Here is a 14,233-nt window from a genome sequence, read left to right on the forward strand (position 1 = left end):
TTTGTATTTTGGAGGCATTAGGTTTTGTCAATTGCTTTTATGTTGCACTCAAGTAAGCTTCCGGCTATTTACCTGTGCTTTTGCCCCGGGGTTCATTTGATAGGTGAGAATCTCCCCGTTTTCCATCACCTCGAGAATCCGGTATCCATAATAATCGGTGCCCCAGCTGCCGGAAATATGCGAGTCGAAGAAATAGCATTTCCCTGCATTTTCTTTTACACTATCCTGGTCGTGATCATGACCATGAAAGACGGCTTTCAGGTTGAATTGCTTGTTGAACATCTCTACAATCTCAGGGCACTCAATTGCGTGGGTTGTCCATTTGATCGGGGTAATGTGCATAAATACAAACAACTGCCCGTATTTTGCATACTGTTGCAGCAGTTGCCTCGTTTTTTCAACGTCGGGGCTCACGTACTTACCCGTTACGTCTGCGGTATTCAACACCACAAAACCGATATCCTTGTTTTCAAAGCCATAGTGCCAACCGTGATTAAATGTTTTTGTCCAGGTTTCCTCATCAACCATATCATGGTTGCCGTGAGACACGAAATAGGGCATTGTGAGTGTGTCCCAGTGTTTTTTCATGGGTTGAAAAAAAGCGACATCATTGTGAAACAAGTCGCCATTAATAAAGGCAAAGTCAACCCCCCGGTCAGCCTTCTCGGCATTGAAGAGGCGGATCATCTCGGTGTGCCGCTGCTCGTACGCGGTTTTAGGTTCACCATAATGCCCATCCGAACCGATTGCCACACGCAATTTCAACTTGTTCGCCGGCGGCAATGTAAAGTTGTTCCCAAGAACCTTAAGGGTGTTGCCCGTGCTGATACAAACTGCTCCTGTAATGGCTTGCTTTAGAAAGCGCCTCCGATGATAATGCATAATCTGATAAATGGTGGGTATAAAAGTAAGCATTAAGGTAGCTAATTGTTTGATAAGCCGGTTTGTGCGTATTACCTTTTGTTTAAGTTCTATCGCCTACCCGGAGACTAAAATAATAGACTCGGCTTGTGCGCCATTCCCGATTTGCTTAGGGGGTAAATGGGTGAGTATAATTTTTTTATTGGCTTAATAATCGTAACTATATTTATTCAGTTCAAACAGCCCCAGGCGCTGCATACCATAACAGCCGCATCACCCAAAAACAAATCTTATGAGTTCTCGTCGTTCATTCCTGCAAAAACTGGCCGCACCAATAGTTGCACTTCCACTGCTATCAGAGAAAACAAAAGCTGGTTCGATTAATCCCTTGGCCATGCCTTATCAAGGGCCGGTGTTAAGGGTAGCCATTATGGGTCTTGGCAGCTATGGCAGAAGAGTAGCCGACGCGATGGTTGCCTGTAAAAAGGCAAAACTTACGGGTGTAATTAGTGGAACTCCTTCCAAAATAAAAGAGTGGCAGAGCAAGTTCAATATCCCGGAAAAGAACTGTTACAATTACGAAAACTTCGACCAGGTAAAAAACAACCCCGACATCGATGCGGTGTACGTTATCACACCAAATGCACTGCACCACGACCAGGTAATTCGTGTAGCCAAGGCGGGCAAGCACGTGATCTGCGAAAAACCGATGGCTATAAACGCGAAAGAAGGGCAGGAGATGGTTGACGCATGTAAAGCAGCAAAGGTAAAATTGCTCGTGGGATATCGCCTGCACTTCGAACCAAAAACCCTGGAGATCGTGCGCATGCGCAAGGATGGAGAGCTGGGTAAGATTATGTTTTTCCAGGGACTTTCGGGTTTCAGAGCGGGAGACCCTACACAATGGCGGCTTAACAAGCAACTTGCCGGGGGTGGCGCAATGATGGATATTGGTATCTACTCAATAAATGGTTCCCGCTATATGGTCGGCGAGGAGCCGATATGGGTAACTGCCCAGGAAACTAAGACCGACCCCGTAAAATTCAAAGCCGGTGTAGATGAGACGATACAATTTCAACTCGGATTTCCGAGCGGAGCAGTAGCCTCATGCCTGTCGACCTACAACATGAACAACCTGGATCGCTTTTTCCTGAATGGCGAAAAAGGATTTGGCGAGTTACTGCCTGCAACAGGTTACGGGCCAATCCGGGGTCGTACTCATAAAGGCGAACTCGATCAGCCCCATATCACCCACCAAACCGTGCAGATGGAAGAGATGGCAGGCATTATCCTCGAAGGAAAACAACCCATAATACCGGTAGATGGTGAAGAAGGCTTAAGGGACCTGAAGATCATCGATGCAATCTATGCGGCCGTAAAAGAGGGTAGGAAAGTCAGTTTAAAAGTATAGTCGGGAAGCTTAAACCCGATTGATTAATATTGGTCATCCCTCTAAGTAGAAGATGCCTGGCAAGAATTGCGTTCAGACGGATGTCTATGATATGTTCGCAATGCTGACTCTCGTTACTTTTATATCTTGCCGACATGAAGCTTATTTCGCTTAACGTAGGCAAACCTCAACCTTATGCATATCGAGGGAAACACGGCATGACTTCCATTTTCAAGTTCCCTGTTGCTGGTGCGCGGGATGTAACAGCTGTTAATATCGAGGGCGACGAACAATCAGACCTTTCGGTTCATGGAGGCCGCCTTAAAGCTGTTTATTCGTACGACCGTTCTTATTACGATCTATGGAAAAATATTATTGATCGCGAGGACTGGAGTTATGGCTTATTTGGTGAAAACCTTACAACTGAAGGCCTTGCGGACGACAGCATATGCGTCGGCGATGTTTACCAGGTGGGTTCAGTTGTACTTAAGGCAGTTCAGCCCCGGTTTCCCTGCTTTAAGCTTAATATCAGGTTTGCAAATAACAATATGATCCAGCTATTTACCAAAGTAGCAAGAAACGGCACTTACTTTTCCGTGTTACAACCGGGAAGGCTGCAAGCAGGTGATAAAATCCATTTGGTTGAAAAAACTCCGCATCAAGTCACCATTCAGCAACTCGTAGATTGCTATTACAACAAAGGAGCAGACAAAGACTTGTTGGCTGATATACTTAAAATTGACTTTCTGCCGGAATATCTGTATAAGGCATTCAAAAGTTTCCATCAATAACCAGCTATCGAAATTTGGCAGGCACAAAATGGTGATGCTGCTTAAATCCGGTTGTAAAGGGGAGTTGTTTTTAAGTGTCTTTCGTCAGAACCCATATAAGTTAAATGTAGTGCTTCTTCTTTCGAGAGGGTTGTTACGCATTCCCAATTAGTCGCGAGTCATGGATCATATTTCTAGTACTATTTGAATTGCTGCCGAAAAAGATTTGCAATCGTTACTGACGTAACAGGATAACTTAGCTCCCCTAAAATACCTTGGTGTACAATGGGTTGGCAGGCTCCTGTTCGGGTTGGCGTAGCTCAAAAATTTCAAAAATATTCTTTTTAATGTTGTTCGCGATCTCTGCGATAGGCAGGTCGTTACAATCGAGCCCAAAAGGATCTTCTATTTCTTCTGCCATCAGTTCCAATCCGATGAAGGCAAAAAACACAAAGCCTACCAGCAGCACCGACCAGTAGTGGAACATCGGAATCAGTGCAAACGGCAGACATAGGGCATATACGGTGATAAACAATTTCAGGTAAACATTGTACGAAAATGGAATAGGTGTCTTGCGGATCCTCTCGCAGGCACCTGCTATATTCAGTAACGCTTTTGAGTGTTCATGCAGATTGATCAGGTCTTCACCCCTGATTTCACCTGCTTTTAAAAAGCCTTGTATGTGGTGCATGATTTCATAAGCAATAAATGAGGGCAAGTGCGATTTTGTTGAATATACCCGGATATCTTCCTCGCTCACACTCAGCAGTTCTTTCATTTCGATACTGTTACGCAAATGGCCCTTTAGCACAATACAAAAATTACTCAGCCTGAAAGCAATAAAACGCCTCGAACTTAAGTCTTCATCTGGCAGAGTGCTGTGGAGGTAAGCCGCCATATTCCTGCAATTGTTTACGAGCTCACCCCATAGTTTGCGGCCTTCCCACCAACGATCGTAGGCCGTATTCGTCCGAAACGAAAGCAGGATACTCAAAACAACGCCAAGTAAAGAAAATACCGTAACATCGAGACCCCGGCGTCCTAAATTAATCATATCTGATTGAACCCAGGCGATTACCCCGGTAAGTAGCATAACTAAGAGTGTACTTTTTACCACTTTCTGCATTGTGAAGCTGGTAAAAAGGTGCCGAATGTCGCGTAGCCAGTTCCTGTTTGATTGATAGATGATCATATAAGATGTTGTCTTGCTGTGTTTTGTTTTCAAACTTGCACCGAAACGCCCCCTTTAATGGCGATCCGGAGATGAACCCTTATGAAAGCTCCTGCGTATGCATCACCAAATTGGAGGCGTTACATTTTCTGAGCTAGCGTCAACCAATTACTTCGAGAAAGGTTGCCCCGAACTTAGTAATAATTCTGGTAACCCCCGTGCAAGACCAACATCGGTGGATGTGTAATAATGATGGCATCGTTTTTTTAAGGCTGATTACAGGACAACTCAGATTCATTCACCTCAAAACATTACGATATGAATTACGACTCAAGAGACTTCGACGATGAATACTATGGTACATCGTATACAGATAACAACAAGGAGGACGCAAATAAGATTATTATCGGGGCGTTGGCAGGAGCCGCGTTCGGTACACTTGTAGCAGGTGCATTTACCCCTCAGGGCGTCCAGATCCGCCACCGTGCAGCTCAGCAAGGGAAGAAATTAGCTGATAACATTAAGCATAAAGCTGTTGATGTTAAAGATGCGGTTGTCAACAGTTTCGAGTCTGCCAAAGAAGGAGCTTCCAGCCTGATCGAGAAAGGTAAACAGAAAGTTGGCCTTTCATCCAGCAGAACAAGTTATGGCGGGCGACCAGCTTATGCCAGCAGCGCCGGTTATACCACCAACCAGCTTTACAGTAGTCACAGCAGCAGCAACGACACCAAGAAGAAAGTATTGTTGGGCGCATTGATCGCTTCGATAGCTGGCACAGTAATCTGGAGTTTCGCAACTGAAAAAGGCAAAGACACCAGGAAGCGGCTGGCTAAGGGCAGTAAGAAGATGGCGTCTGACCTAAAGGAGAAAGCATCGCAGGTAAAGGAGGTTTTGGCAGATACCTACGAGGCAGCAAAAGAGGGTGCAAATGACCTGATTGCACAGGAACAACAAAGAACCCAGCAAGAGCAACAGGGACTTACCGGCGCAACGGGTACATCTGGTGCCGGTACGTCAACAGCACCTACCACTTATTCACCGGGCACAACACCACTTTCAGGGTCAACTACTGTTGGCGGAGGTGGTACTTATACCGGCGGAAGCGGCATTGGCGCTTTATAAGTCAATCCCTCATATAACGATGAAAGGGCTGAAGCACAATAAGTGTTTCAGCCCTTTTTTTATCAGAAGACGATCCTTAACGGCAGAGAACAAGAGAGGCAGTTCATTGCGAATTGCGAATGGACGAATTCCGGATTCTACCGCAGAGAACAAGAGAAGCAGAGGCTACGCAGAGGAGAGTTCATTGGGGATTGCGGATGAACGGATTCCGGATTTTTACCGCGGAGAACAAGAGACGCAAAGGAGAGCCAGTAATCAATATTATTCGAGCAAGGGTCATGATCCAGTTTAAACTCGGCTTTTTACTTTTTACTTTTGACTTTTGCTTTTTACTGCGGAGAACAAGAGACGCAGAGGACAGCCAATAATCAATTTAATTCGATCAAGGGCTTGATCCAGTGTAAACTCCGCTTTTTACTTTTTACTTATGACTTTTTACTTTTGACTTTTTTACGCGGAGAACAAGAGCGGCAGAGACTGCGCAGAGAAAAGCCAACTACCGATCTTAATCGAGCAATGGTCATGATCCAATGCGAACTCCGCTTTTTACTTCTTACTTTTTACTTTTGACTTTTGCTCCATTGCGTTCATCGATGCTCCCATCAGATATTATCCTTCGCTATGATACTCCAATCCTGGTTGCCGTTCCCCTGTGCTATCCATTGATCCATTTCAGCTGCAATTGCGGGGATTATAGCGAGCCGGGTTCCGGCAGCTTCCGCGGCACTTAACATCAAACCTGCATCTTTGCGAGCCATGACCAGTTCCCATGATGGGTCATGAAAATTGCCTTCAGTAATTTTCTTTAGTCTCGCCGGCACACCTGCACCCGGGTTCCAGCCATCAAATAGGCCAAGCACTTCAGCGGCACTAATGCCATGTGATTTAGCGACAGCAAGTGCATCGGACAATCCTGCGGTCAGGCTCAGCAGGAAGGAATTACCTGTTAGCTTAATACCTGCAGCTTTACCTTCTACAGGTCCGAGATTGATGAATTTGCCGGTCATCTTTGATAGTACAGGCTCCAGCTCTTTTATGAGTTCCTGGTCACCTGAAGCCAACATCGCACCGCTGCCTTCTAATGCGTTGGAAGGTCCCATAAAAACTGGCGCATGCAGGTACCTGACACCACGGCTTTTCCAGGCTTGCACACGTTCAATGGCCCCCCTGGCCGAAGTTGTGGTATGATCTACGATTATGGCTCCCTGCTGAAACCCTGAAGCAGCATTTCCAAGCACCTCATCTACAGCGGCGTCATCCTTCAGGGTAACATGTATAATGTCTGCTCCCTGCACCGCTTCGTGTACCTGTTCAAAGGATTTAGCACCAAATTGTTCCAATGCCTGTGCCCGGGCAGTAGTACGGTTCCAGACTTGTACCTCTTCCCCTTTTTGTAACATTGCTTTTACAAAGTTCGAACCCAATAATCCCATCCCTAAGAAAGCTTTCATATAATCTTGATTTTTCGCAAAGTTAGGTGTTGAAACCAGTGATAACATTGCAAGGTTGGATGGGGACAAGATCATGTTGTTTAACGGCGGGAGGTGACCCAGAATCTTCTCTGAGACAAGGCATACCAACCCAATACCCTGATGTTCCTTGAGGACCCCGGTGAACAATACATGGGAAGCAGCTTTTCATCACCACCTGGATGACACGCATTGCAGCAAACGCTAAAATGTGAATAATTACAAAGCCTCCGGGACCCTGCATACACCAAATGATTTCCGTCCTCTTCCACGAAAGAGCGATATTTTCGAAGCGGCTTGCAACCCGTAAAATCAAGATCAATGATCATAATATCAGACGAACAAATAAGCGTTGCCTTAAAGTATGAAGCCCTGATCCCTGCGCTTAAAGAAATCTTTGCCTCCGCATACCAAATGCCCTTACGCCATCATCATTTCTATAAAAACAAATCAGGTGATGATAATACACTCATCCTGATGCCGGTCTGGAACGAGGATTATATGGGCATTAAGCAGGTGATTGTTGCGCCAGGTAACCGTGATGAAAATCTTCCGGCTATCCATGCCCAATACACTTTGCTAGACACTCGAACCGGTGTTCCGTTAGCGTTCATGAATGCAACTGAGCTAACGGCAAGGCGAACGGCATGCACATCTGCATTGGCTGCTTCTTACCTTGCCCGTAAAGACGCAAAGACCCTGCTGATTGTAGGCGGGGGCAGTGTAGCAAAACATCTGGTAGCTGCACACGCGGTGGTACGTGATTATGAAAATACTTACGTTTGGATGCGTGACCCTGCCAAATCTCAAGCCTTTGTGACGGAGGCAGGGCGGAGCGGAATTAGGGTTGTTCCCGTTAGTGACCTGGAGTCGGCTGCGAGACAAGCTGATGTTATTACTTGTGCAACGCTTTCAAAAACACCACTGATAAAAGGATCCTGGCTTAAGCCGGGTACCCACCTCGACCTTGTGGGGGCACATAAACCCGACACCCGCGAGGCCGACAATCATGCGATTGGGCTTAGTTCCATCTTTGTGGATTCCCGGATGGGTGCGCTTCATGAAACGGGGGAGTTGGCCATACCAATTGCCACCGGCTTAATCAGCGAAAATGACGTAAAAGCCGACATCGTTGAATTGGTTAAAGGCATTCACCCCGGACGAACCAGTGAACAGGAAATTACCTTATTCAAATCCGCGGGACTCGCAGTAGAGGACCTTGCAGCAGCGTTAATAATTTACCGCTCACAAATGCACGAATGACTTTCCGTACATTGGAAAAGTTGATTGTTCAAGATGGAAGGTCTTATGCTAACGCTCTGATCCTCGTTACTCCCAGGTTTTAATAACCTATCGAAGCGGCTTTATCGAATCAATCATGGATAACGAGATTTTGACTCAGTTTTCAATGAGAATAATTTATTCTTGAGGAAGTCCAGGTTACGTCACCCTCCAAGATTATCGCAGTATGTCCATTTTTGATCAGGCAGTAAGGGAGTAACCAGGAGCCTATATCGTAAGCCGCCTCAGTCTTATCTACCCATTGCCGGTCATGGCTAACCGCGTTGACTTACAAGTATGGTTACGGTTCACTTCTACACATAATCAGGCGGATATTTGGTCGATGAACGCAGCTGCAGGAATGCTTAGTTGAGTACAGCTGGCATTTACAGTTTTCCATCACCAGCTTATTGAAGAAACGATTCTTGTAGCCACCAACTAAATAAATACACGGATGAGCTTGACCAAGCTCATCCGTGTTTGCTAAGTCTTATGCCATTGCTGCTGTTGCAGGATTATTGATGGTAATTGTGTGCTCATATATTTCCACATTACCACTTTTTACATCATACATGGCTCCGCAGATGCCGACTTTTCCTTCTTCCACCATTTCCCTAAGAATGTTGCTTCGCTCAAGAATTTCCCGGACACCTTTCTCTACGTTTAATCTCGCTACCCGTTCAACGAAATCAGCATTAGCAGAGGTTCGATTATCCTGTGTCGTATTTTCCGCCTCGACCGCTGGCTCTATTTTATGAAGCAACTCAGACAGGTGACCCATATCTACATGGTCGCATGCGCCCTTAATCGCCCCACAGTTCGAATGTCCCAGCACCATAATCAACCTGGAGCCCGCCACTTTACAGGCAAACTCCATGCTGCCTAATATGTCGTTGTTGATAACATTGCCAGCAATCCTGACGCTGAAAATATCGCCCAACCCCTGGTCGAAAATCAATTCTGCCGAGGTCCGACTGTCAATGCAACTTAAAACAACTGCAAATGGCCACTGACCATCACGGGTATCATTTACCTGTTCCAGCAGGTCACGGTGTAATTGCAGGTTTTTGATAAACCGCTTATTACCCTCCTGGAGTAATTCGAGCGCCTTGTGCGGCGTAATCTGTTGCTGTAACTCTTTGTTAAGTGTTCTCATTATTGAACTGTTTACGATTAAGCTTAATGAAATGCGACCGCCGGCTTATGTTTAGCCTGGCTTTTCTCTGTATGTACTTCTTTATCCTGGTGCTCTGATAGTACATGGTGATTGTTGTGGATGTTGTACTTTTCCTTAAACCCGGTTAGAATACATTCAATGTTTTTATCAGGCGCCTTTATGTTTTTGAATTCGGTAATCAGCTCCAAAACATCGAAGTCTATATACCGGGTCTTGGAAGCATCTATTACTACCCTGGATCCTGCGGGTAAATGATCAAGGGTGAGTTTGATACTTGCCTTATTCAGAAAAGATACTTCTTCAGACAAATAGATCTTTATGATTTCACCCTGGTGATGATTCTCCTTATGAAAGTAATAGGGATTTTTCATGTTGCCATAAAGCACCCCAAGCATACTGGTTAGCAAACCAAGCCCTACGCCCAACAACAAATCGGTAGTGACCACAGCAACTACGGTAGCAAGAAATGGAACAAACTGAAACTTGCCGTTGGCATACATGTTTTTGAAAATTGAAATACGCGCAAGTTTATACCCCGTGAGCAACAAAATAGCGGCGAGTGCACCCAGTGGAATCATATTTAAAATACCGGGGATTAATGCGGAACAAACCAGGATCAATAAGCCATGAAAAATGGTCGAGGCTTTTGTTTTTGCTCCTGCATTGATATTGGCCGAAGATCGTACAATTACACTGGTTAATGGCAACCCGCCCAGGAGACCCGCAACCATATTGCCAATACCCTGTGCCTTCAATTCACGGTTCTGACTGGTGATCCTGCGCAGCGGATCCATCTTATCCACTGCTTCGATACACAGGAGTGTTTCAACAGAGGCGACAGCTGCGATTGTTATGGCCGTTATAATTACATCTTTGTTTGTTATGGCTGTAAAATCCGGGTGCGTAAACAGTGCTAAAAAGTCGTTGAAACTGTCGGCAACCGGTACCTGTACCAGTTGCTTGCCTGATACGGCAAGAGCAGGAAAAGCTGCTGTAAATAAAATATTTAGCAGTATGCTCACTAACACCGCTGCCAATGCGCCGGGCAAAAGTTTTAGTCGTTTCATAAACGGCTTTTCCCAAAACAGAAGTATGGCTATGGACACCAGGGTGATTATGGTGACCCCGGGATGTATGTGTTGCAAGGGCGCGAACCAGCCACTAAAATTGTCGCTCCCGGGAGTAGCTGCGGCTGCGCCCTCCGCAGGTGCTTCGTAACCAACAGCGTGCGGTAGTTGTTTTAATATGATAATAATGCCAATGGCAGTAAGCATACCTTTAATAACGCTGCCCGGAAAATAGTTGGCAATGCTTCCTGCTCTTAAAAGTCCTAAAATCAACTGGAACACCCCTGCAAGAAACACCGCAACCAAAAATACCTCAAATGTTCCCAAGCGGGTTATTCCGGCTAGTACGATGGCAGTCAACCCCGCTGCCGGGCCACTTACACTTAGGTTGGAATTACTGATCGATCCGATTACAATGCCGCCGACAATGCCGGAAATTAAACCGCTGAAGAAAGGGGCACCTGAGGCAAGCGCTATACCAAGACACAATGGCACCGCAACCAAAAAAACCACTATACCCGATGGAATATCGTATTTCAGATTTGCCAATAAAGACCTTTTCATGACCTGACATTTAAGTTCGTAAATCAATGAGCATACTAGACGACACATCGTTAGCCTGTGCAAGGAGATGTCGACTTAAGTGGAAAGATGTCAGATCCGGTTGGGAGGGGGAGTATTTGGGCGATCGTGAAAACTGCAATAATTCTTTTGATCGCGAAAGGCAGCCGATGATTTTAAAAACGAAGCCAAATGCTGAATGTTGGCTGTATGATATTCATGAACCTGGTCGCCATTATCTTTGGAATTCTTCTCGTTATTTTTCTCTGTTTTACCCTCCTCATCTTCCTGGGTAAACAGGGCCATACTACTCTTGCCCGCAAGGATGCTGCAGTTTGTAACGTTCTTAAATAACGTTGCAAGAGTTATCAAAATCAGCAATACGCGTAACATAAGCCCATCAGATGATGCATAAAACCGCCAACAAAATGTATGCAGATCTTAGTTTAATGGTTGAAAATTTTTTTGTATTCCGGGATTTTAACGCCACCAATCCTGGTTCATGTGAGCCGGCATGCGAGTTCCATTTGACAGGATGCACCAATCAACCAAGTTCGTGCATGCGCCATTGGCAACAATGACCAGGGCATAAGTTTGCAACTTTCCAGGTGTCAACACTTAAATTGGTGAAAAGTTTCCATAACCTTGTGGATCAACTTTGTTGCCGAGCCTACCAAGAAATCCTTTATTTCAACAATCGTATATAGTAAACGTTTGCCGTTGATGAGTTCGGTTGTGCAATAAATTTTACCCGCAACAGTCCATTGGCGGAAGTCTTCAGCACCGCCTCCGGAATGTCATAATCTACGTCTACGAATTTGCCACCTGAGGTTCCATCTAGCTGAACTGTTTTTACAAGGGTGTCGTTGATTGTAATATTAAAGTTCCGGTCTTTTTCAGCACCATAATAGGTTACCCTAAGTTTGCTTGCTTGCCCGGCAGTATTCTTCAAATCATAACTGAACCAGCCTTTGGCGTTTCGCCAGTGCTGGTCTTTATAAACCCCGGTTTCGGATCGGTCGCCCTGGTAGTTATGGTCCGACTCAGGTTGTTGTTCCCCTGGCGCTACCTGGTCTATGGTAATTTTTTCCAGTGCAAGCCGGGTTTCTTCATGTGCTTTGAAGGCTTGCAGCTTTTCTGTAAGCTTATCGGCTGTTGTCACCGGCCAGTACACCATATAACGGCTGTCATGTATCGTGTAAAACGGAACCAGTTCAACCCTTTTGAAACGGTCGGGATATATGAAATTTGCTGCCGAAAAAGTGATGGGTTTACCAGGTACCGGTGTTAACGCCGGTTTGAAGTCTTTGTTTTCAGCTACGATAAACGGTGCTTCTTCTACCGGGTAAAGCGGACCATTGGCAATATGGCCCATCCTGCTGCTGTCTGCACGCAACCCAACGAGGTCGGTTGTATCTGTTGCAGCGGCGAGAACAACAGGACCGTGAACAAAAGACACCCAATCGGAGCCATCAGGCAGGTACTCTGTTTTCGTTTCCATAGGTAGCGAAATCGTTACCCGGTCGCCGGATTTCCACGTCCGGTTAATCGTAATGTAAGTTGCGGGGCTTGCACCAATGGCCACAGGTTTGTTGTTCACCAACACTTTTACTTGACCTTTTTTTACCCATCCCGGGTACCTCAGGTTTAGCGCAAAGCTGCTTGGGCGATTCATGGTTATTGCAATGGTTGATGTTTCGCTGGCAGGGAAGGATGTTGTTTGGGTAACGTTGATTCCTTTTTCTTTCCAGTTCAGTTGAGAAGGGATAAACAGGTTAACATAAAGGTCGTTTTCATGGTGACTGTATATCAGTTCACCATATTTGCCATGATTTTCCAGTCCCGAACCTACACAACACCAAAAACCCTGGTCTGGCTGTGAGTATACCCGGTAATGCCTTGGTCGCATAGGAGTGAAATAAACAAATCCGCCATCGGGATGTTGCGAGGACAAGATGTGGTTGTACAACGTACGCTCATAATAATCCATATATTCAACTGAAGGCTTTGCCAGAAAAAGGTGCTTCGTAAGTTTAAGCATGTTGTACGAATTACAGGTTTCGGGACCCTCTTTGGACTCCATCATTGATGCAAAATTGTCAGCAGGATGAAAGTGTTCCCTTACACTGTTTCCACCAATAGAAACTGTTCTGTTCTCCACTACCGTGTTCCAGAAGAAGCGGGCTGCATTTGCCCAATCTTCCTGGCCCGCAACTTCGGCCACCCGCATATACCCGATTACTTTCGGTATCTGCGTGTTTGCATGTAGGCCCGTTAAGGAGTCTTTTGACTCGAGTAGGGGATTAAGGATTGTCTGATGGGAAAAGCGCTTTGCGAGTTGAAGGTATTTTGGGTCACCTGTTATTGCAGATACATCCGCAAACACTTCGTTCATGCCACCATGCTCACTTCGTAGCATACGTTGAACCTGTTGGTCGCTTAGGCCGGTGGTCAAGTTGATTGCCCAATCGGAAAGTTTGACCAACACCGTTTTTGCTTTTTGATTACCCGCAATAAGGTATACATCGGCCAGCCCCGCGAACAGCTTATGGATGTTGTACCATGGCACCCACTTATTGTTAAGCGAAAAGCTCCCTGCATTGATCTTTCCTTCTGCAACATCCTTCCACATGGCTTTGCCACCGGGCACCCCGCCTACATATCCGTCACCGTTCTTCTGCTGGCACTCCGCCAGCTTGTCGATCATATAATTTAACCTCCTTAACAACTCTTTATCTCCCGTTGCCGCATACATATTGGCGAGAGCCGACAGATAATGCCCACCTATATGCCCATCAAGCCCGGTTCCTTCCCAGTTCCCATAGGTTCTTACCCCGGGTTCGATACCAGCTTCGCGTAGGTAGGGGGCAAGCAATTTATCAGGATTAAGGGCGAGTATATACTTCAGGTCTGTTTGCTGCGCCTGCCTGAAAGGGCTGTTCAACAGCCGGACGGCCGAAAGGGGAAACATTTTTACCTGGCCTGTTTGCGTGAAACCCCCAAATGGAACAGCCAACAAGATCGTTAAGGCAAGCAAGATACATTTCATGATTACATATTATTATCCGGGTGATCGCAAGACGGCCGGTCGGGTAAACCGCGTTTTGGGCCGCCATTCGCCCCAAAAATAGCGAGAGTCGTTGGTTTATGCTGATGTTATATGTAGAAAGTTGGATGTAGAGAGTTAAGAATTAGGAGTGCAGCGTTATGTAGGGAGTTGAGATTTAAGAGTGCAGAGTTATGAGTCGATAGCTTATGTTATATGTTGTATGTTGAATGTTGTATGGAGGGAGTTGAGATTTAAGAGTGCAGAGATATGAGTCGGCGGCTTATGTTATATGTTGTATGAAGGGTGTTAAGAGTT

General features: G+C 45.8%; 11 protein-coding genes. 4 read left to right on the forward strand and 7 right to left on the reverse strand.

From position 1 onward, the window contains the following. Positions 1-48: 48 nt before the first annotated feature. Positions 49-915: a metallophosphoesterase family protein gene (locus EXU57_RS00920; protein ID WP_133266286.1), complete on the reverse strand. Its 867-nt coding sequence runs from the start codon at positions 913-915 to the stop codon at positions 49-51. 238 nt (positions 916-1,153) lie between these two features. Between EXU57_RS00920 and EXU57_RS00925 the strand changes: the two genes are divergently transcribed. Both EXU57_RS00925 and EXU57_RS00930 read left to right on the forward strand, forming a co-directional pair. Beyond that, positions 1,154-2,272, forward strand: a complete 1,119-nt coding sequence (locus EXU57_RS00925; RefSeq protein ID WP_133266287.1) for a Gfo/Idh/MocA family protein — start codon at positions 1,154-1,156, stop codon at positions 2,270-2,272. 197 nt (positions 2,273-2,469) lie between these two features. Beyond that, positions 2,470-3,042: an MOSC domain-containing protein gene (locus tag EXU57_RS00930; protein ID WP_165957987.1), complete on the forward strand. Its 573-nt coding sequence runs from the start codon at positions 2,470-2,472 to the stop codon at positions 3,040-3,042. A 244-nt stretch (positions 3,043-3,286) separates the two neighbouring features. On the opposite strand, the gene EXU57_RS00935 is transcribed toward EXU57_RS00930, so the two are convergent. Next, complete coding sequence (locus EXU57_RS00935; RefSeq protein ID WP_133266289.1) at positions 3,287-4,213, reverse strand: bestrophin family protein; 927 nt, start codon at positions 4,211-4,213, stop codon at positions 3,287-3,289. Positions 4,214-4,510: 297 nt separating this feature from the next. On the opposite strand from EXU57_RS00935, the gene EXU57_RS00940 reads away from it, so the two are divergent. Next, on the forward strand, positions 4,511-5,314 hold the full coding sequence (locus EXU57_RS00940; protein WP_133266290.1) for a YtxH domain-containing protein: 804 nt from the start codon (positions 4,511-4,513) through the stop codon (positions 5,312-5,314). 602 nt (positions 5,315-5,916) lie between these two features. Here EXU57_RS00940 and EXU57_RS00945 read toward each other — a convergent pair. After that, positions 5,917-6,765 carry an NAD(P)-dependent oxidoreductase gene (locus EXU57_RS00945; protein WP_133266291.1) on the reverse strand — a complete coding sequence of 283 codons (849 nt, stop codon included), beginning with the start codon at positions 6,763-6,765 and terminating at the stop codon, positions 5,917-5,919. Positions 6,766-7,104: 339 nt separating this feature from the next. On the opposite strand from EXU57_RS00945, the gene EXU57_RS00950 reads away from it, so the two are divergent. Next, the gene (locus tag EXU57_RS00950) at positions 7,105-8,046 is read left to right on the forward strand and encodes an ornithine cyclodeaminase family protein (protein WP_133266292.1); all 942 of its coding nucleotides are present in this window, start codon (positions 7,105-7,107) and stop codon (positions 8,044-8,046) included. 508 nt (positions 8,047-8,554) lie between these two features. On the opposite strand, the gene EXU57_RS00955 is transcribed toward EXU57_RS00950, so the two are convergent. The 4 genes from EXU57_RS00955 to EXU57_RS00970 all read right to left on the reverse strand — a co-directional run bounded on the left by EXU57_RS00955 (position 8,555) and on the right by EXU57_RS00970 (position 13,918). Further along, positions 8,555-9,253 carry a carbonic anhydrase family protein gene (locus EXU57_RS00955; RefSeq protein WP_317130020.1) on the reverse strand — a complete coding sequence of 233 codons (699 nt, stop codon included), beginning with the start codon at positions 9,251-9,253 and terminating at the stop codon, positions 8,555-8,557. Then, positions 9,244-10,872: a SulP family inorganic anion transporter gene (locus tag EXU57_RS00960; RefSeq protein ID WP_133266294.1), complete on the reverse strand. Its 1,629-nt coding sequence runs from the start codon at positions 10,870-10,872 to the stop codon at positions 9,244-9,246. The genes EXU57_RS00955 and EXU57_RS00960 overlap by 10 nt, the downstream gene beginning before the upstream one ends. 90 nt (positions 10,873-10,962) lie before the next feature. Further along, complete coding sequence (locus EXU57_RS00965; RefSeq protein WP_133266295.1) at positions 10,963-11,262, reverse strand: hypothetical protein; 300 nt, start codon at positions 11,260-11,262, stop codon at positions 10,963-10,965. Positions 11,263-11,554: 292 nt separating this feature from the next. After that, a complete protein-coding gene (locus tag EXU57_RS00970; RefSeq protein ID WP_133266296.1) occupies positions 11,555-13,918 on the reverse strand; it encodes a glycoside hydrolase family 127 protein in 2,364 nt (787 codons plus the stop codon). Positions 13,919-14,233 lie beyond the last annotated feature (315 nt).

The sequence above is a fragment of the Segetibacter sp. 3557_3 genome, from assembly GCF_004354985.1.
Classification (GTDB): domain Bacteria; phylum Bacteroidota; class Bacteroidia; order Chitinophagales; family Chitinophagaceae; genus Segetibacter.